The sequence below is a fragment of the Novosphingobium sp. FSW06-99 genome (genome assembly GCF_001519065.1).
Taxonomy (GTDB): domain Bacteria; phylum Pseudomonadota; class Alphaproteobacteria; order Sphingomonadales; family Sphingomonadaceae; genus Novosphingobium.
This window is the reverse complement of sequence record NZ_KQ954265.1, coordinates 71,827-88,400: the sequence shown is the minus strand read 5'-3', so window position 1 is coordinate 88,400 and position 16,574 is coordinate 71,827. Positions and strand designations below refer to the sequence as shown.

The window sequence follows — 16,574 nt, the reverse complement described above, 5'->3', positions numbered from 1 at the left end:
CCCACCCGGATATTCAACCCCGCGCGCGTAAGGGCACTCGGCTTTCACCTGATTGGCAGCCTGAACCGTTCGACGGTGAACTCGCATCGGACATCGCGACATGGCCCGATGGCGAGCTCCAGCGGGAGATGGCGAGATTTCGAGATTGGGCAAAGGCAGCGCCTGGCCAGAAGGGCGTGAAACTGGACTGGCAGGCGACGTGGCGAAACTGGGTTCGCCGGGTACACGACGAAAGGCATCGCAATGACCGAAGCTCGAGCAATCGCGGACGTGCTTCCGGGCCTCAATCTGGCGGAGACGCCTTCGGACGAGCACTCGACAAGCTTGACGCTGGCATCGCCGCATGGCGGGCTGGCGATCAGCGGGAAACCACACAGGACACCGCCAAACGGCTCGCTGCTGGGCGGGCAAGCCCAAGCTTTGGCTACGCTCGAACCGGCATCGGTGGATGAGGTTTTCGCACTGGTGGCATCGTGCCTGGTGCTTGTCCGCGCTGTTGGCATGACCCGTCGAGAGGCCGATGATTGGTTGACGGTCGCGGCCGGCGAGGTTGGACATTACCCACCCGATATTCTGGCAGAGGCTTGCCGAGAAGCCCGACGCAACGCCACGCATCATGGCAAGATCGTGCCGATTATCGTCAAGCACGCCGACGAGCGATTGGCCGCTCGACAACGTGTGGCTTCACTTCGCGATAGCGGCGGACAGCAGGTCTTGCAGCTGGTGCATGAGCGATGGAAACCGACAAGGGCTGAGCTCGATGAGATCCGGGCGGCGGTGATCACTGATGACCAGGAGTCGAAATGATGAAGCGTGCCAAGATCACGACATTCAAACGAGGCATGGCCACCGCATCGGGGCGCAGTGTCGCATTGCCGCCGAAGACTGTCGCGCCTGTCTACCAAACGCGGGAGCACCGGGCCTGGCGCGACCAAGTGATCGCGCGTGCCGGTGCACGTTGTGAATTCGTGGATGAGAATGGGGAAAGGTGCAAAAAATCAGCGCCTTATCATCGCCTATTCGCTGATCATATGGTAGAGATAAAGGACGGCGGTCCTCTGCACGACATTGCCAATGGCCAGTGCCTGTGCGGCGCTCACCACGCGGCCAAGACAGCACGCGCCCGCGCCGCGCGCCGGTTCACATGATGATAGCGGGGCAGTCCCGATGCATCCCCACCCCTGACCCCCTAGGGGGTTTAGGATGGGGGCGGCCCGTTGCGGCGCACCAACGTGGGGGTTACGCAGATATTTTTTTTCTAACCAAAGAATTCGAAGAGCATTTTGCAGGGGGTAGGAAAAATAATCGAGCGATTTTGGTCAGGGGTAAAATGGGGGATTTCAGGCGTTTTTGGACGATCGAGAGCGCCCGAATTATTTTCGAGACGAATTTTTTTCCGGAAAGAAAATCGGACGGGGGGAATTGAATGCCCCGACCGTCACCATCCCCCCCTATGATGATCCCGCCACCATCTGCAGATATGGCTGCCTGGCACGAAGCGATCGAAGCTCTGCCGGTCGCGACGCGCGCCGCCCTTGCACACTTGTTCACGCCCAGCTTGCTCAATCACGCGGCAAAGGCCGAGCGTGATGAGCGAATTTTTAGGCTGGCCGAAGGCTTGACCGGGGACTTTGTAGGCATCGCCGAAACAATTCACCAGCGACTGTCGCGCTACGCGGACGGCTCCTGGCGGTATGACCAAGATCGCGCTGAGCCAGCTCATCGGCGCAACCTGGCGCTATATCACGTGCTCAAGTCGTGCGGCGGAAAAGTCCTTTCTGTGAGGACGTTACGCCGCATTTTAGGCGATCCGACCGTGGCCAAACAAACCGGCGGCAATGGCCACGCTTTAGCGTCAAGATCATACGGCAAGAGGCGAATGCCTGAATAAGGATCTGCGATGAAGGGCGTGATGAAAATAGTCAGACGTAGCCCGCCGGCTGATCTCGCGAGCACGATCGCGGTGCTCGAAGATCAGCTCCGTATCCTCAATGGTGAGGGTAGCAAACTGTATTCGCGGATCGAGGACCTGACGGCGCAACAGGATGAATTGACCGAGACTGATGATCTCCTGACCTCAATGGCCGGGATCAAAGCCGCACAAAACCGCATCCGAAAAATTGATGCGGAAATCATTGAGGTGAAACAGCGCCTCGATATCGCTCGCGATGCGGCGCGCGCCGCGCGGCTTGACAGTGTCCGCGCCGAGTTCTTTGAGGCAGCGGACGAATTTTTGGCCAAGGCACACGATGCCCGATTGGCGGCTGAAAAGATGATCGCCGGGCGTGAAGCGATAAGGTCGGAGGGCTTCGGGCACGAATATTCCTTAACGCCGATCCCACCCATGATCGGCGCAATGCCAGTGCTGGCCGCCGATTTGCTCGAAACCTTTGCAGCCAATCTCCAGCGCAGCAGGAGCTCGAGCCAGCGGAAGTCGGCACAACGGCAGACGCCCGCCACCACCGGCTTGCCTCCGAAAGAGGTCGGTCGGTCGGCGGCGGCTGGGCCAAGTGAGGCGAAGGCGAAAACCGCACCGCAACCCAATAATTCCTCAATGTTCGCCCGGCACCGGGATCCCTTGCGAGAGGTCGCCCGCGAAGGCCAGCGATTGGTCGTGATGCTGCGAAGCGGAGTTGATGGACAGCACCGGGGCAACCTGCAGAGCGGTGACGTTATCGCGGTCGACCATGATCACGCTGTGATCTTGATGCGCAATGGTGCGGCCGAGTTGGCCGCTCCCACGCCGATGCAGGAGAACCCAGCGACCGTTGCGCCTCCCGAGGAGACATTGCTATGACGCCTGCGGGCCTCACCCTTGTTGGCACGGCTGCCCCCGCCGGCGCAGCTACGCCGATCTATGCCGACGCGCAGAATCCACCGTTTACCGCCGCACCGATCCGGGTGCAGCTGACAGAAGATTTCGCGCAGATTTGTCCGCCTGGCTGGCCCAGCCCGCCCAGCGAAACGGGCACCGGCGGTACCAACCCGTGGTGCCCGCGCACGATCCCGTCGGGCAGCGTGATCACGACGTTCGCATGTATCGCCACCGCACTTATCGCGGCGGGTGCCGCGACGGCGGACTGAGAGGACCAATATGGCCATGATCCGCAAGCTGATCGCCGCGCAGATCTCCAACCTGGGCCCGGATGAGGTCGAGGTTGTGATGTCCACATCTGCCTTGGCACGAGACGGCCATGTGCTGGTGCCACAGGGATGCCAGCTCGCCAACTATCGTGCCAACCCGATCGTGTTGTGGTCTCATTCTCCCGATCACCCGATTGGCAATGCCGAAAACATCTCGGTTGGTAGCAATCAGATTGGTGCCCGGATCCGGTTTGCGCCGACCGGCATCAGCCACAAGGCAGACGAAATCAGGGGGCTTACAAAAGCGGGCATCATCCGCGCTGTTTCGGTCGGGTTTGACCCGATCGACATGGTGCCGCTCGATCCGAAAAAACCGCGCGGCGGTCAACGCATCACGGCGTGGGAATTGCTGGAATTGAGCTTTGTCAGCGTTCCGGCCGATACCGGCGCGGTCGTGACGGCCCGCGCGGCGCGCGAGGGCAAGGCCATTTCCAGCGCAAATGCCGCTATCCTGAAACAAGCGCACGACGATGCCGAGCGATGCCGCGCCGCAATTGCGGGGGTGGTGGCGGGTGCAGGGGGTGCCGTGTGCGGCGAAGGCGACACGCAAACGGCAGATTTTGAGCGACGCCAACGCGCGCGCGCAGCATTGGAGCTGGCCCACCCGCCGATGGGTGAAGATTATGAGCGGCGACAGCGGCATCTCGTGGCAATCGAATTGTCGCCGGGCGCGATTGCGTTGCGCGAATTTGATTTGACCCAGCGGCAACGCGATGTCGCGGCGCTGCGGCGGCGGCTGGGTTTGTGATGAATTGGGCGGCCGGCCCAGGTGTTCCAGTTCCACCGTCCGGTCCGGGGTCATTCGGCGAGTGCCCGTTAGGCGTCATCTACCAAACCCCGAAACCCGGCGGCGGATTAGTGACCCGCGCGGCCGGTGAAATCTCGAAGAGGCGATAGACCACCATGGACGATATGATCCGCTTTGAAGTTCGTGGCACCGTCAAGGCTGCCTTGCGCTTCAAGGAATTCCCCGACCAGCTCCGCGATGAGCTGCTGAAGGAGATGAACGCGCTCGGGCGCGAGGCTTTCGAGCTGGTCGCCGCTGCGGTTCCCCACCGCACCGGGCGGCTGGCCAGCGAGGAGCAGCTCCTGATCGTAAATGAGCCCAACGTCGTCGGCGCAGTCGTAAATTTCGAAGGCGATGGCGCTGATCAGAATGACTTCAAGAAAGCCGGGGCGCTTGAATACGGCAGCAGCGGCAAGCGCCAACAGGTCAAAGAACACGCGTTCATGCTCGATCATGTGTTCGACAGGATGCTCGCTGCCCCGGAGATAGCGATAGTCGAGGCCTATGAGCGCACCCCCAACCTGGCGCCCGATTTCTTCGTGCGCGGTCCGATGGCGGCCATGCAAGGCAATATCTTTGAACGGCTCGAAGCCGTCGTTACCCGTGCGGCAGATGCCGCCAATCAGGAGTGAACCGAATGACCAACCGCCGAAAGACCAAGACCGTGCCCGAGGCCAACTCGTCAAATGACCGTCCCCGCGCGCCGGTCGAGATCACGCTGGGTGGGCAGACCTTTGCCGTGCCACCTCTGCCGATCCGGTGGAACCGCGAGGCGTACCCCTTGTCCGCAAAACTGATCAGCGGCGGTCTGTTCGACCGACTTGGCGCCGATGGCATGCTCAATCTGACCGGTGACGACATCGATAATCTGGCAGAACTGGCCTTCCTTGGCGCAAGCGCAGCGGATCCATCCTTGACGCGCGAGTTTTTCGACGACCTTCCGATCCGACCGCTCGAATTGTTCGACGCGTTTCTTGCGATCGCAAACCAGACCGGTGGCTGGCAGTTCAACTTGGCGAAGGCTGCCTGATCACGACAATCACTTTTGACTGACCGCCGAAAGGGCAGGCCATGACCTCGAATGTCCAAGTAAAAGTCACCGGTGATATCGCCGATTTGCGGGTGCAGATGGCGGCCGCCGAAGCGGTGATGAAAAAGACCGCCATTGAGGCCAATAATGCTGCCAAGGCCATCGCGATGGGCGATACCAGCAAGGAGGCGGCGGCCAAGAACCTGGCCCTCACACAATCGCTGGTTGACGCAAAATCAGCATTTCGCGGCCTTTCTAACGAATACAAGACACTGACCGAAGCGCAAAAACTGAGCACAAACGCCGGCGCCGCGTTCCTTGCCCAGCTCCGGGAACAGGCCGCCACGGCGGGCATGTCTCAAAAACAGATGCTAGCATATCGCGCGGAACAGTTGGGTGTGGCCAACGATGCGAAACCGCTGATTGCGGCGATGGCCGACACCTCCCATGGATCGGCCGGGGTCACCCGCGAATTGCTGGTCATGGGGCGCGAGCTATCGCGCGGCAACTTCAACCGCATGGCGGGAAGTGCCACGATCCTGGCCGGCCGGCTGGGCATCCTGACGCCAAGCGTGGTCGGAACAGCCGCAGCAATTGCCAGCATCGTCGCGCCGATCGCGTTGGCCAGTGTGGCAGCATACCAGTTCGACCAAGCCCAGAACGATCTGCTTATATCCACAGTCGGGCTTGGCGCGGCGTCACAGCTCACGGCCTCGCAACTGATGGGGGCGGCGGCATCGGCCGCACAATATTCGGGCGTGTCGATTCGCGCGGCGACCGAGGCGGCATCGGCATTCGCTGGTGCGGGCGCGCGGTCACAGGCGGTTGTGAGCAGCCTGGTGGGGTCGATGAAGGGGTATGCTGCCCTGACCGGGCAGGATGCGGCAGACGCGCAGAAAAAGCTGGCCGAGGCCATGCACGACCCGGTGCGCGGTGCAGAGGAGCTAAACGCCGAACTGGGCATCCTCGACAGTACCCAGATCAAACAGATCCGGACCATGAGCGATGCTGGCGACAAGGCCGGTGCCGTGGCCGTTATCGCGGAGGCGCTGCGCCAGCGCGTTGATCAGGCAAAATCGGCCGGTGCCGAATTCAACACGATTTTTTCCAAATCCGTCACCGTTCTATCGGACGACTATGAATGGCTCGGGCGGGTCAGTGCCGCTTATGTAGGGCTTGCCGAGCGGGTGAACATCTATAACCTCGCCACCGGCAACCAGGTCAAACAGGCCCAGGCCCAGGCTGCAGCAGCACAATCGTTGCAGAACCTGGCGCAACTCAAAGAGGCCAGCGGCCAAGGGGCGGCGATCGTCGGCACGACACCAGAAGCGCGCGATGCCGAACAGCGTGAAAAGCTCGCGGGATCAATGAAGATACTGCAAGCCGCGCTGGCCGCTGACACGAAACTGCACGGCGCGAACAGTGATGCCGTCAGGGCCGACCAGGCAGCGCTTGCCGATTACAAGCGCGCCATCGATACCTATCTGCCATCGGCAGAAAAGGCGCACCGGCTGGCCGAACTCGATCAGCAACTGGCGGAGGCGCGAAAAGGGAAGGATAGCGGGCGCATCGCCGATCTGACCCGGCAAAAGACCGCGCTCGACACCGCCGGGGAGGTTATGAGCCCCCAGGACGCAGCGCAGCGCGCCAATGATGCCGCCGCCACCGCAGCCGACAAGACCCGCGCGCCGAAGGCCAAGGATGATCGGGTCCAGCAATGGACCGAACAGCTTCGCGAAATGAAAGACGCCAGCAAGGATTACTTCGCCGACGAGGCGGCAATGGATCTGTCGTTCTGGCAAGGCAAACTGGCCGCCGCACGCAGCAGCGCCACCGCGCTGCGCGAGGTAGAGGCCCATATTCACGAGGCCAACAAGACCCTCGCGCGGCAGGCGTACGAGGCACAGATCGCCGACTACAACGACCAGATCGAGGCGGCCAAAGGCAACTGGGACAAGCAAAAGGCGATCATCGCCGAGAAGGTCGCCTATATTGACAGCAAACAGCATGAAGAGTCCCGCGCCTTTCAGGATGCGCTCAAGGAACAGGAGCGCGCGCAGCAAGAGCATATTCTGACCCAGCTCCGGCAGGATCAGGAGGCGGGCGCCAAGGTGATCGAGAACCTTCGCCAGCAGGTTGCAACCCGCAAGCAGATCTCGGACGAGGAAGCCAAGATCGCGACATCTGCGATCAAGGATAAGGAGGCAGGCAGCTTCTTCGGCGGCGCCGCCGCTGCGAAGCAGGAAGCTGCGGTCAAAATCAAGGCGATACAGGATGAAATCGCCGCGACCACGACCCTGCAGGCGACCCAGGATGCACAATTGCAAAAGAATGTCGAAGCCGCCCGCGCGGCTGGCGACATCGGTGTACAGGACTACAAGAAAGCAGTCGCCGCCAAGGAAGCGTTGGACGCGGAATGGGCCGCAAAGCAAAAGGCACTGCAGGATCGTCTCCGCGAAGAGCAACAGGCAAGCATCGCGGCGCAGAAAGCAGCGTACGCCAGCTACATTAGCGGCACGGTCAACGCGACTGTCACGGGCTTTAGCAAGATGATCGCCGGACAGGAATCCTTCAAACAGCTCGGAATCGGCATTTACAGTTCCATCGTTCGTGAAGTCGAACAGCAGGTCGCCAAGATGGCCACCGACTGGATCGTGAAACACGTGCTGATGGCGGCAGCGTCAAAGCTCTTGGGGCAGTCGAGTGCAGCAGCTGCACCTGCGGGCGCTGCCGCGACCGTCGCCGCAGCCAAGACCTCAGTCGTCGCGCTGGCGGCGCAGGCGGGCGCGGCTGGTGTCGCGTCGATGGCTGCCGCACCCTGGCCACTCGACATTGGCGCCCCGGAGTTCGGCGGCGCAATGGAATCCGCCGCCTTGGCGCTGGGCTCGTTCGCGGTCGGTACCAACTTTGTGCCGACTGACATGGTCGCCCAGATCCACGCGGGCGAACGCATCATTCCCAAGGCTGACAATGCCGCACTGATGCAAATGACCTCGCGCGGCGCAGCCAGCGGTGCGGACAGCGGCGGTGGCAGGGGCGGTGACACGCACAATCACTTTTCGCCGACGATCCACGCCCATGGCGCGGACGGCAAAGCCATCGTCAAAGCAATCGAAAGCAACTTCTCGGACTTCCACCGCATGATGCGCAACAAGGCGCGCGTCGGCGCATTCAGTTGAGGGACCACATGAACGACAACGAATCAGCCATCGAGGCCAACTTCACCCGCCTGGCCGGAACGGACACCGCCAACAGCTTGATGATCAGCGCGATCGTGGTCACGCTGCTGCAGCGCGGTGCGATCGGTGCGGCCGAACTGCGCGAGAATATCGACATCGTGCTGCTGGGCCTCGAGAGGGGCGCCCCGCAATCCGGCAGCTTGCCCAAGGTGTTCGCCCATGCGCGCGAACAGCTGCAAACGACGATCGACATGCTTGATGCTGTCATGGGCAAGAGCATCGATGCGGCTGGCGCCGGGCCCGCTGCCGGTTTTACGACCTTCTCGTGAAACCGACGCGGCCCCAAATTTGGGGGCGCCACGGCAGTTGTTCCCATATGGGAACAACTGGCCAACGAACGGATCGCCCCGAACTGTCGTGCGTGACGATATCGTCACACGTGGCGCGGACGGCAACAATGGGCAAATGCCCACGGTTGGCTAATGATCGGATTGCCGCGCACCACGTGCGCCAACGTGGCGCACGCCAACCTCATAGTCGTACGCGCTCATGATTCGTCCGCTTCAACTTGTCGAAGATTCTGAGCTTGGCGATAACTCAATTCGATTTGAAGTAGAGTTTGGCCATGCTGGGTCAGCCGGCCAATTACTGGCGTGTTATATCCGGGCAAGGCCGCAAACCATTCGCCAGCCCACGGAATCCAGGCGACCTTATCGAGGTCGAATCGTGTGGCCTTATTGAGACCGCATGCATCCATTTCGAGGAGCTTAGTGACGAAAAAATCACGTGGGCGATGCAATGTTTTTAACTTGGTCGTGCCGTAAACCAGTTGCACCTCGCCTTCGCCAGCGTCCACGTCTGCCGCGATGTTCAGCACGATGGCAGGCCGAGGTTTCGGACCAGGAGTGCCGAGGCTGTCATCAAACGGAAACCGGCACCATACGACGTCGTATGGTGCCGGGAGAGTCGATATCGGGAAAAAAGTCAGGCTCATGCGACGTGCGGATACAGTACCACACGCTTGCTCGAACGCTTTGCTTCCGGATCAGCGAGGCGCCGGATCGCCTCTATCTGGACGTCGGAAATCTCGTCGTTGTAGTCCGGCTGGGGTGCAGGGGTCCGATGATGGTTAGCGGGCCTGTTGTGCTTGTCTGCGGACATGGCCATGCTCTCTGTGTGGTTGATGTTCATAAATGGTCGAATGCCGATCGGCATAGCTTATCGCACTCCGTGTTTGAATTTCGGGTTAACGATTCGTCCGCATAAGCGCGCTGACGAACACCAAACCACCGGATTTCCACGGAAATATAAGCACTCCCTGCAAGCTTTCAACGCTCTACAAACGTCTTGTTGGAAAAAGCCGACAGAATCAAGCGAGTTTGAAACCGAACCCAACAAGGGTCAGCTTGTTCAAGCGTTCTGAATGCAATCGCTCAGGGCAATCGTCGGTCATAAAGGTTCGCGCGTCACAGCAGAGCGGATGATACGCCGGCCCGCTTCCGGTCGGCTGGTGCCCAGCGCCCGGTTTATTTTGTCGATCGCGAGAGGGCCGAATGTGACTGCATGGTATCTGCCAGGCGTGCTCACTCGAATATCCACCCCGCACGCGTCGTACCAACTTGGAGCGTCCAAATTTGGATCGTCCAGTCCCCGCGAGGGTTGTCGCGCGTGCGTTCGCAGCGGTTATCGGCCGCGCTCACAGGGAGCCCCGCTCAAGCAGAGGTCTCCGTCGCCGCTTGCGTGCGATCCGGGGCAAAGCCGAATGGCGCACCGCCGGTTCGACTTCATCCCGCAACGCGCTGTTATATGGGTCAGCAACCGACACTGTGGCGACATCGTGATGCACAACAGCGGCTGGCTGCCCCTCGAACCGCTCCACTTCGGCGACCGAAATACGAATGAGTGTACCAGGCCGAAAGCATTGCAGACGGCCTTCCTTGATCAGCTTGTAGATCAGGCCATCGGAGCATCCCCAGCGCGTGGCAAGTTGGGGTACGGACATTGGTCGGGCTGTATCCGACGTGGATGCGGGCACCCGCGCATTCGAGATACGATTGCCAGTGTCGGTCATTTTCCCGCTTCGATCCCCGTCGGCGCGCTCAAAAGCGCGATAATCGACCCTCCCGATATTGCGTTGTCTTCGGCAGAAGTGGCCGGGCGATTTTCAAACCGAATTTCGGCAGCACGAATGCGATCGCCGTCCCAAGTGCGGACCAGATCGAGAGCATGGCCAAGTGTGGTGTGAATGCAGCTCAAATTGGCATTGTCGCGGAGTTCGACCCGCGCGGCAGCATCGTAAATCACTTTGCGTAGCCGCTTATGACCGATCCAGGCAAATCCGCCACAACAGAGCGAATGATGCGCCGGACCGCTTCCGGTCGGCTGGTGCTCGGCGCATTGGCTGCAATCCATTGATCGAGTTGATCAAGATCAGCGGGTTGAAGGCGGACAAGCACTGGTACGCCAGATTGACCTGGTCGCTTGGGGCTTTTGATATCAGAACTTGCAGTGCTCATAATCATCTGATATCAGAAGTTCGAGCCGAACGGAAGCTACCAACGACCGTCCGGCTCTAACCGCAACCGATCATGAAGGGATCGACCATGGCTGAAACCAGCATACGCACCCGTGCGCCCAGCGCAAACCCACAACCCGGCGTGATTGGGAACGCTGCCGATTTTGACCCCGCCGCCTGGCTCAAGCGCTTCAGTGAAGTCGGCGGCTGGTGGGTTGTCGGCGCCGATGACAGGATATCGATCGGCTGGACGCCGCGCGCCCGTGAAACGATCGAGACCGTCGCCGCAAGGGCCCTGTGGCGCGAGATCGAGGCCAACCCGGGAAAGCGCAAGGCGCTGGAGCGTTTGTTGTTGGCAGGCGCCCAGGGTCTGCCTGTAGGCCTGCCTGCCACATACACCGGGCAGTCGCTCTACCTGGCTGCCACTGGCCAGCGAAAGATCGCATTCGATGAGCTGGCCAAACCCGATACGGGTGCGCGCGCCGCGTGGGAATCGGCGATGGCGACATTCGAGCGGGCCGACCGATTTGAGGCGTTGTTTCGCGAAACAGTGTTCAATCCGTTAGAAGCTGATCTGCCTATCGGCGACCCGCTCGGCGAAGCGGCGGATCGCGCAATGGACCAGGTGAACGATGTCACTGACCAGGCTCGCCGCGTGGCCCTGCGGACACCAGCCCCCGATGGGCAGGCCCTGCGCTGGAAGCTCGAGCAGTTCTTGGTGGAAAAGGTCATGCCCCACCCACCGGCTGGCGAGATCGAACAGATTTTCGCGGACCTCGACCGCTTGCTTGCGGCTGGCCCCGTCGGCGGAGCCCTGGCGACCGAGGGTCCCCAAGCCGAACAGCCGGCGCGATCTTTGCCAGTCGATCAGGATGCGCCCCTGCGCGCAGCGTGGGCGCTGTGGCTTGCAATCCGCAATGGTTACGAAGGGTCACTGCCTCTGGATTGCAGTCAAGAGGAACTGGAACGGATAGAGGCGCCGCATTGGGCCGCCGTCGATGCCGTCGAACAGCAGATCTTGGATGCCAAAGCGACGACGCCTGAAGGCATTTCGATCAAGCTGCGCCTGGCGCTCGATGCTTCATTTGGCGACAGGGACGAAAACGCTGCATTGATCAACGGCGACTTTGACCGGCTCAACGCAGCGGGGCTTGATTGTGAAAAGCGGCTGTTCGTCGATATTCTGCGCGATCTGCAAGCCATGTCGGCGCGGCTGGGCGCGTAGCGGCCGACATCGGCCCACGTTCTTGTTATGTTTAAATTAGGTGTTTCAACCCTGTTGTGCCATCGAAGACATAGGTGTATCAAACCCAAATGAGACACGACGGCCAAAATCCCTTTCCCGTGGATCAGGTGTTCAGCCGGCAGCAACTGCGGGAACAGACCGCTATACCCGATGATGTCGTGGGCTTCTGGATCAAAGAGGAATTGCTGATTCCGCTGCCTGCCGCGCCGCGAGAGCACCGACGCTTCAGCTATGAGCAACTTAATGTTGCAGTGATTCTGAATGCAATGCGTTCTCTTGGTGCCAACATCGGTGTTCTGAGAGCTTTTGCGCAAGGATTGCAGCACGGTATTCGAATTATGCGGCAGAGGAATATCGCATATAATGACGTTATCGATATCGAAGACCTTCATAAATTGCTCTTTAGAAGGACAAAAGATGTCGAAATACCTGTTTTTGATCAACATGGTAAATTTATTGAATATAACCTAACTTATTATGAAGATGAAATAATTGATTACTGGCGTAAATTTAACCAAATCGCTCACGATGAAAGGAAAGATTTTTTAATAAAAATTGCAAAATCATTGAATGTGTACGACATGCGTTGGCTGTATATTTGCTCGGATCTATTCAATCCAAATATATTGGATTTTGAGCGATCTGACGAATCATTTTGGCTTGCATGGTTAAATGAGGACGGCGAGGCGGATATTGAACCCACTTACGAGGGCTCATCTGTGACCCGATATCCAGACAGTGCCGCGTTCTATGTCCCATTTGTCAAACTGATTAGGGGATTGTGGCCAGACAGGATCGTGGAACTGGAAGAGCCCAAGCCCGATGCGGTGCTTTGCGATGCCAAAGTTGGTGACGTGTCATGACCGTCCCGGCGCGCATCCCCCAGGCTGAGATTGATCGCGCTGTGAAAGTTGCGATGAAGGCTGGTGCCGGGCGCGCGCGCGTACGTCTGGACTATGCAAACGCCTGCATTGACATCATCCTTGGCGAGCCCGAACCGGTACCTGTGCCAGTTCTGCCGCATGTATGGGGTGATGACGATGTCTGACCTTCCAAAAGGCGTCTATGCTCAGCCGGATCGCCACGGCAAGATCCGCTATCGGTTCCAGCGCAAGGGCTGGCCAAGTTCCTATTTGCATGGCGATCCCGGCAGTGCTGAATTCCACCGCGCTTACGCCGAGATCATCGAGCGGGGGCCGAAGGAGAAGATATCGGCCAGATCGCCCATGATGGTGACACCACGATCGCTCGATGATCTGTTCGCCAAGCATAAGAAGCAGGTCAAGTGGAGCAAGAAGGCCGCGCGCACCCGCCTGGTGCAAAGTCGGATCATCGAGCGCTTCCTCGACCGGTGCGACCAGAAGGGTCGCCGCTATGGCGAACGTCCGACCGATGCAGTCACGGTCACATGGCTCGAAAACATCCTTGCAGGCATGGCCGAGACGCCAGCGGCCGCGAACGTGCTGCGTAAGGTGCTGTCTGGGCTGATGGACACTGCGATCAAGATCGGCTGGCGCGACACCAATCCTGCCCGGCTGACCGATACTTTCAAGGAAGGCGAAGGTTCGGTCATGTGGACCGAACTCGATATTGCGCAGTACCGCGCCGCGCATCCGCTCGGAACGATGGCCCGGCTGGTATTGGAACTTGCGCTCAACACGTCGGGCAGGCGCTGCAACGTCGCCGGGCTGACCAGAGACAACATTCGCGGCAATGAAATCGTGACGGCGCACGTGAAGGGCAATAACGAGAGCACCGTGCCCTTATTGCCGACCACGCGGGCCGCGCTCGAGGCGCTTCCCGCCGCACCGATCAAACACCTGGTCACGACGCAATTCGGAAAGCGGTTCACGGTCGACGGATTCGGCAACCGCGTGCGCAAGTGGTGCGATGCAGCTGGTCTGCCGGATCACTCGTTGCACGGCATCCGCAAAGCCGTTGCGCGCCGAGTGGCAGAGAGTGGTGGTACCGACGCCGAGGGGCAGGCCATCACTGGCCACAAAAAGGCGGAAACGTTCGCCTATTACCGCGCGAAGGCCAATCGATCGACGCTGGCCGCAAAGGGCATAAACGCTGCTTTTGAGGCCTTCGATTCCCAACCTGCAATTTCGGAAGGTTCCCAACCTCAGAAAAATGAAGGTATTTCAGATGATTAATTGCGGTGATGGTGCCCGGGGACGGAATCGAACCGCCGACACCGTGATTTTCAGTCACGTGCTCTACCAACTGAGCTACCCGGGCATGGCCTTGCGTTGGCAGTGCCGACGCGTTGGAAGCGCGCCTATGGCGAAGCGCGGGGGGCTTGTCCAGCCCCATCATGACAGTTTTTGTCAGTTTGCGGCGTCGTCGTCGTCGGGGCGGTCGGCGGGCTTGCCGGGGATGGCATAGCCGTCGTCGAGCCACCGCAGCAGGTCGCGGTCGCGGCAGCGGGCGGAGCAGAACGGGGCGTAATCGGTGCTGCGGGGTTTGCCGCACATCGGGCAGGGGCGGGGGGTGGCAACGGGGCTGGTCATGGGGCGATGGCCTGCGCGAAACCGGCGTGAAGGGCAAGGGCCGGGCGTGGGTCGCGGCGAATCAGCCGACCGCTGCGACGCGCTAGATCGGCTTCCAGGGGGGCGTCGATCTGTGCCAGCACTGCCGGATGTGCGACGAGCAGCAGCGCGCCGGGGTCATCGATGCGCTCTGCCTGGCGCAACAGGGCATGGGCGGCGGCGCGCGCGGGGTGGAACGCCATGCGCGCGATCAGCGAGGGGCGTTCGAGGCGGCTGATCACCTGGACCAGGCCAAACCCGTTCATGCCGGTGCGTTCGCCGCGCCAGCCGGTCTGGGCCAGGGCGTTGTCGAGTGCGCGATCGACGGCCTGGCGGTCCGCACGCGATTCCAGCCCCGGAAAATCGATGCCGACCGATCCGCCGATGTCGAGCCTGGCGAGCGCTCCGGCCAAGGCCGGAACCGCCGCCATCGCCAGCGGTGCCAGCGGTGGCGGCCCGTCGATGTCGATCAGCGTCATCGCCGGAGTCGGGCTGATGGTCAGCCGCCCGCCGGGAAAATCGATCACGCCGGTGACGGCCTGTTCGATCAGATCGTGCCATCCGGCGCGATCGAGGCCGCGGTCGGTGGCGCCTGCCAGGCGCACCGGCAGCCCAGTGTGGGCGAGTGCCTGTGCCAGCGTCGGCGCGGGGGCAGGGACGGTATCGGGGGCGGGGCGGCACTGCGCCAGCTTGAAGCGGCCCCGTTCGGCCAGTGCGGCGCGGGTGATGCGCACGGTCAGTGTGGCGCCTTCGGTCAGGTCGGTGGGCAAGGCGTCAATCTGCGCGATGGTGCCATCGGGCAATTGCACCGCACCGCGCCGCGTGCCGCGATGGCGATGATCGAGCCGCGCCGGGGTGACCGCACCCGCGCGCCAAGGTTCGTGCCAGCACAGCCGCGCGGCCAGGATTGCCTCATCCTCGATCAGGGCCGCGCGATCTTCGCCGATCCCGGCCTCGACGATCCATTCAGCCAAGCGCGACCCCTGCGGCCAGCAACAGCTTGCGCGTTTCGTACAAGGGCAGGCCGACCACGCCCGAATGGCTGCCCGCCAGCCACTGGCAGAACCCTTCGGCGCTGCCCTGGATGGCATAGCCCCCGGCCTTGCCGTGCCATTCTCCCCCGGCCAGATAGGCCTCGATTTCGGCGTGCGTCAGGCGCTTGAACCGCACCACGGTTTCGCTCAGCGCCTCGCGCAGGCGGCCATCGGGGGTGATCACCGCGATCGCCGACCACACCCGGTGACGCCGTCCCGACAGCAGCGTCAGGCAGGAGCGCGCGGTTGCCGCATCTTCGGCCTTGGGCAGGATGCGCGCGCCCACGCCGACCACCGTATCACCCGCCAGCACGACCGCATCGGGGCGCAGCGTGGCAGCGGCGCGCGCCTTTTCAGCGGCCAGGCGCACGGCATGCGCGCGCGGACGTTCGCCGCGATGCGGGGTTTCGTCGATGTCGGCGGGGGCAATCGCGTCGGGCGCGATGCCGATGCGGGCCAGCAGTTCGCGGCGACGCGGGCTGGCAGAGGCCAGCACCAGGGGCACATGCGGAGCGTCAGACATGACGCACGCGGGGTTTTACCGGATTGATCAGAACTGGCCGGGGCCGCCGCGACCGGGCATGAAGCGATAGGTGATGCGGCCCTTGGTCAGATCATAGGGAGTCAATTCGACCAGCACTTCATCGCCGACCAGCACGCGGATGCGGTTCTTGCGCATCTTCCCCGCCGTGTGGCCGAGGATTTCGTGATCGTTTTCAAGGCGCACGCGGAACATCGCGTTCGGCAGCAGTTCGACAACCGAGCCGCGCATTTCCAGGAGTTCTTCTTTCGCCATCGACGGATTCGGTTGCCTTGTTGTGTTGCGTGTACTCGCCCCATTGGCGAGAGTCGAAAGAGGGTTGCGTATCGGTTGCGCAGTGTCTGGGCAACGCCTGCGCGTCGCGCCCATAACGGGAAAGTGGCGAAAAGAAAAGCCCACTGCGCATGTGCGCGGCGCCGAACCGGCCAGTACCGAACCGTCTCGGCACAGAAATGTCGCTGGGCGACAAAATGATACTATTTGTCCGTTGCCCATCAGGGGTGCTTTTCGCAAGGGGCATGCTGCGCCTAACGCCCCGGTTTGCCGAGCCTTCCCCCCCCCCCCCCC

19 protein-coding genes, 1 tRNA gene and 1 pseudogene are annotated in these 16,574 nt (G+C 61.3%); 13 read left to right on the top strand and 8 right to left on the bottom strand.

Going from position 1 to position 16,574, the window contains the following annotated elements; all coding sequences use genetic code 11:
- Window positions 1-243 precede the first annotated feature (243 nt).
- The 10 genes and pseudogenes from AQZ49_RS19895 (at window position 244) to AQZ49_RS19860 (ending at window position 8,469) form a co-directional block, all read left to right on the top strand.
- Window positions 244-807, top strand: coding sequence for a hypothetical protein (locus tag AQZ49_RS19895; protein WP_067620101.1), 564 nt, complete (start codon window positions 244-246; stop codon window positions 805-807).
- On the top strand, window positions 804-1,148 hold the full coding sequence (locus AQZ49_RS21965; RefSeq protein WP_082701933.1) for an HNH endonuclease: 345 nt from the start codon (window positions 804-806) through the stop codon (window positions 1,146-1,148). The genes AQZ49_RS19895 and AQZ49_RS21965 overlap by 4 nt, the downstream gene beginning before the upstream one ends.
- 305 nt (window positions 1,149-1,453) lie before the next feature.
- Complete coding sequence (locus AQZ49_RS22420) at window positions 1,454-1,891, top strand: hypothetical protein (RefSeq protein WP_156428408.1); 438 nt, start codon at window positions 1,454-1,456, stop codon at window positions 1,889-1,891.
- 9 nt (window positions 1,892-1,900) lie between these two features.
- Window positions 1,901-2,797, top strand: a complete 897-nt coding sequence (locus AQZ49_RS19890) for a hypothetical protein (protein ID WP_067620099.1) — start codon at window positions 1,901-1,903, stop codon at window positions 2,795-2,797.
- Window positions 2,794-3,084 (top strand): hypothetical protein, encoded by a 291-nt coding sequence (locus AQZ49_RS19885; protein ID WP_067620096.1) that lies wholly within the window; start codon window positions 2,794-2,796, stop codon window positions 3,082-3,084. Before AQZ49_RS19890 ends, AQZ49_RS19885 begins: the two co-directional genes overlap by 4 nt.
- A 16-nt stretch (window positions 3,085-3,100) precedes the next feature.
- Window positions 3,101-3,892: an HK97 family phage prohead protease gene (locus AQZ49_RS19880; protein WP_067620092.1), complete on the top strand. Its 792-nt coding sequence runs from the start codon at window positions 3,101-3,103 to the stop codon at window positions 3,890-3,892.
- 155 nt (window positions 3,893-4,047) lie between these two features.
- Entirely contained in the window at window positions 4,048-4,563 is a 516-nt protein-coding gene (locus AQZ49_RS19875; RefSeq protein WP_067620090.1) for a hypothetical protein, read from the top strand.
- A 5-nt stretch (window positions 4,564-4,568) separates the two neighbouring features.
- A complete protein-coding gene (locus AQZ49_RS19870; protein WP_067620085.1) occupies window positions 4,569-4,961 on the top strand; it encodes a hypothetical protein in 393 nt (130 codons plus the stop codon).
- A 41-nt stretch (window positions 4,962-5,002) separates the two neighbouring features.
- A pseudogene (locus AQZ49_RS23040) lies at window positions 5,003-5,944 on the top strand (phage tail length tape measure family protein); the annotation flags it as partial.
- 2,204 nt (window positions 5,945-8,148) lie between these two features.
- Window positions 8,149-8,469: a hypothetical protein gene (locus AQZ49_RS19860; RefSeq protein WP_067620080.1), complete on the top strand. Its 321-nt coding sequence runs from the start codon at window positions 8,149-8,151 to the stop codon at window positions 8,467-8,469.
- 218 nt (window positions 8,470-8,687) lie between these two features.
- On the opposite strand, the gene AQZ49_RS22415 is transcribed toward AQZ49_RS19860, so the two are convergent.
- The 3 genes from AQZ49_RS22415 to AQZ49_RS19850 form a co-directional block, all read right to left on the bottom strand.
- Entirely contained in the window at window positions 8,688-9,134 is a 447-nt protein-coding gene (locus AQZ49_RS22415) for a hypothetical protein (protein ID WP_156428407.1), read from the bottom strand.
- A 702-nt stretch (window positions 9,135-9,836) separates the two neighbouring features.
- Window positions 9,837-10,211: a helix-turn-helix domain-containing protein gene (locus tag AQZ49_RS21960; RefSeq protein ID WP_082701931.1), complete on the bottom strand. Its 375-nt coding sequence runs from the start codon at window positions 10,209-10,211 to the stop codon at window positions 9,837-9,839.
- Window positions 10,208-10,444, bottom strand: a complete 237-nt coding sequence (locus AQZ49_RS19850) for a hypothetical protein (protein ID WP_231739336.1) — start codon at window positions 10,442-10,444, stop codon at window positions 10,208-10,210. The genes AQZ49_RS21960 and AQZ49_RS19850 overlap by 4 nt, the downstream gene beginning before the upstream one ends.
- 299 nt (window positions 10,445-10,743) lie before the next feature.
- Here AQZ49_RS19850 and AQZ49_RS19845 point away from each other — a divergent pair, with 299 nt between their 5' ends.
- The 3 genes from AQZ49_RS19845 (at window position 10,744) to xerC (ending at window position 14,057) form a co-directional block, all read left to right on the top strand.
- A complete protein-coding gene (locus AQZ49_RS19845) occupies window positions 10,744-11,880 on the top strand; it encodes a hypothetical protein (RefSeq protein WP_067620068.1) in 1,137 nt (378 codons plus the stop codon).
- Between the two features lie 89 nt (window positions 11,881-11,969).
- Complete coding sequence (locus AQZ49_RS19840; protein ID WP_231739335.1) at window positions 11,970-12,764, top strand: hypothetical protein; 795 nt, start codon at window positions 11,970-11,972, stop codon at window positions 12,762-12,764.
- Between the two features lie 177 nt (window positions 12,765-12,941).
- Window positions 12,942-14,057 (top strand): site-specific integrase, encoded by a 1,116-nt coding sequence (gene xerC, locus AQZ49_RS19835; protein ID WP_231739334.1) that lies wholly within the window; start codon window positions 12,942-12,944, stop codon window positions 14,055-14,057.
- 9 nt (window positions 14,058-14,066) lie between these two features.
- On the opposite strand, the gene AQZ49_RS19830 is transcribed toward xerC, so the two are convergent.
- The 5 genes from AQZ49_RS19830 to infA form a co-directional block, all read right to left on the bottom strand.
- A tRNA-Phe gene (locus AQZ49_RS19830) sits at window positions 14,067-14,142 on the bottom strand.
- Between the two features lie 89 nt (window positions 14,143-14,231).
- Window positions 14,232-14,414, bottom strand: a complete 183-nt coding sequence (gene yacG, locus AQZ49_RS19825; RefSeq protein WP_067620059.1) for a DNA gyrase inhibitor YacG — start codon at window positions 14,412-14,414, stop codon at window positions 14,232-14,234.
- Complete coding sequence (locus AQZ49_RS19820) at window positions 14,411-15,406, bottom strand: ribonuclease E/G (protein WP_067620055.1); 996 nt, start codon at window positions 15,404-15,406, stop codon at window positions 14,411-14,413. Before AQZ49_RS19820 ends, yacG begins: the two co-directional genes overlap by 4 nt.
- A complete protein-coding gene (locus AQZ49_RS19815; protein WP_067620049.1) occupies window positions 15,399-15,989 on the bottom strand; it encodes a Maf family protein in 591 nt (196 codons plus the stop codon). Before AQZ49_RS19815 ends, AQZ49_RS19820 begins: the two co-directional genes overlap by 8 nt.
- Window positions 15,990-16,016: 27 nt before the next feature.
- On the bottom strand, window positions 16,017-16,262 hold the full coding sequence (gene infA / locus AQZ49_RS19810) for a translation initiation factor IF-1 (RefSeq protein WP_067620046.1): 246 nt from the start codon (window positions 16,260-16,262) through the stop codon (window positions 16,017-16,019).
- Between the last annotated feature and the right edge of the window lie 312 nt (window positions 16,263-16,574).

Excerpts from the sequence above, each read along its gene's own strand:
- AQZ49_RS19895 (WP_067620101.1), top strand. The coding sequence starts at position 244 with ATGACCGAAGCTCGAGCAATCGCGGACGTGCTTCCGGGCCTCAATCTG.
- AQZ49_RS21965 (WP_082701933.1), top strand. The coding sequence starts at position 804 with ATGATGAAGCGTGCCAAGATCACGACATTCAAACGAGGCATGGCCACC.
- AQZ49_RS22420 (WP_156428408.1), top strand. The coding sequence starts at position 1,454 with ATGATGATCCCGCCACCATCTGCAGATATGGCTGCCTGGCACGAAGCG.
- AQZ49_RS19890 (WP_067620099.1), top strand. The coding sequence starts at position 1,901 with ATGAAGGGCGTGATGAAAATAGTCAGACGTAGCCCGCCGGCTGATCTC.
- AQZ49_RS19885 (WP_067620096.1), top strand. The coding sequence starts at position 2,794 with ATGACGCCTGCGGGCCTCACCCTTGTTGGCACGGCTGCCCCCGCCGGC.
- AQZ49_RS19880 (WP_067620092.1), top strand. The coding sequence starts at position 3,101 with ATGATCCGCAAGCTGATCGCCGCGCAGATCTCCAACCTGGGCCCGGAT.
- AQZ49_RS19875 (WP_067620090.1), top strand. The coding sequence starts at position 4,048 with ATGGACGATATGATCCGCTTTGAAGTTCGTGGCACCGTCAAGGCTGCC.
- AQZ49_RS19870 (WP_067620085.1), top strand. The coding sequence starts at position 4,569 with ATGACCAACCGCCGAAAGACCAAGACCGTGCCCGAGGCCAACTCGTCA.
- AQZ49_RS19860 (WP_067620080.1), top strand. The coding sequence starts at position 8,149 with ATGAACGACAACGAATCAGCCATCGAGGCCAACTTCACCCGCCTGGCC.
- AQZ49_RS22415 (WP_156428407.1), bottom strand. The coding sequence starts at position 9,134 with ATGAGCCTGACTTTTTTCCCGATATCGACTCTCCCGGCACCATACGAC.
- AQZ49_RS21960 (WP_082701931.1), bottom strand. The coding sequence starts at position 10,211 with ATGACCGACACTGGCAATCGTATCTCGAATGCGCGGGTGCCCGCATCC.
- AQZ49_RS19845 (WP_067620068.1), top strand. The coding sequence starts at position 10,744 with ATGGCTGAAACCAGCATACGCACCCGTGCGCCCAGCGCAAACCCACAA.
- AQZ49_RS19840 (WP_231739335.1), top strand. The coding sequence starts at position 11,970 with ATGAGACACGACGGCCAAAATCCCTTTCCCGTGGATCAGGTGTTCAGC.
- xerC (WP_231739334.1), top strand. The coding sequence starts at position 12,942 with ATGTCTGACCTTCCAAAAGGCGTCTATGCTCAGCCGGATCGCCACGGC.
- yacG (WP_067620059.1), bottom strand. The coding sequence starts at position 14,414 with ATGACCAGCCCCGTTGCCACCCCCCGCCCCTGCCCGATGTGCGGCAAA.
- AQZ49_RS19815 (WP_067620049.1), bottom strand. The coding sequence starts at position 15,989 with ATGTCTGACGCTCCGCATGTGCCCCTGGTGCTGGCCTCTGCCAGCCCG.
- infA (WP_067620046.1), bottom strand. The coding sequence starts at position 16,262 with ATGGCGAAAGAAGAACTCCTGGAAATGCGCGGCTCGGTTGTCGAACTG.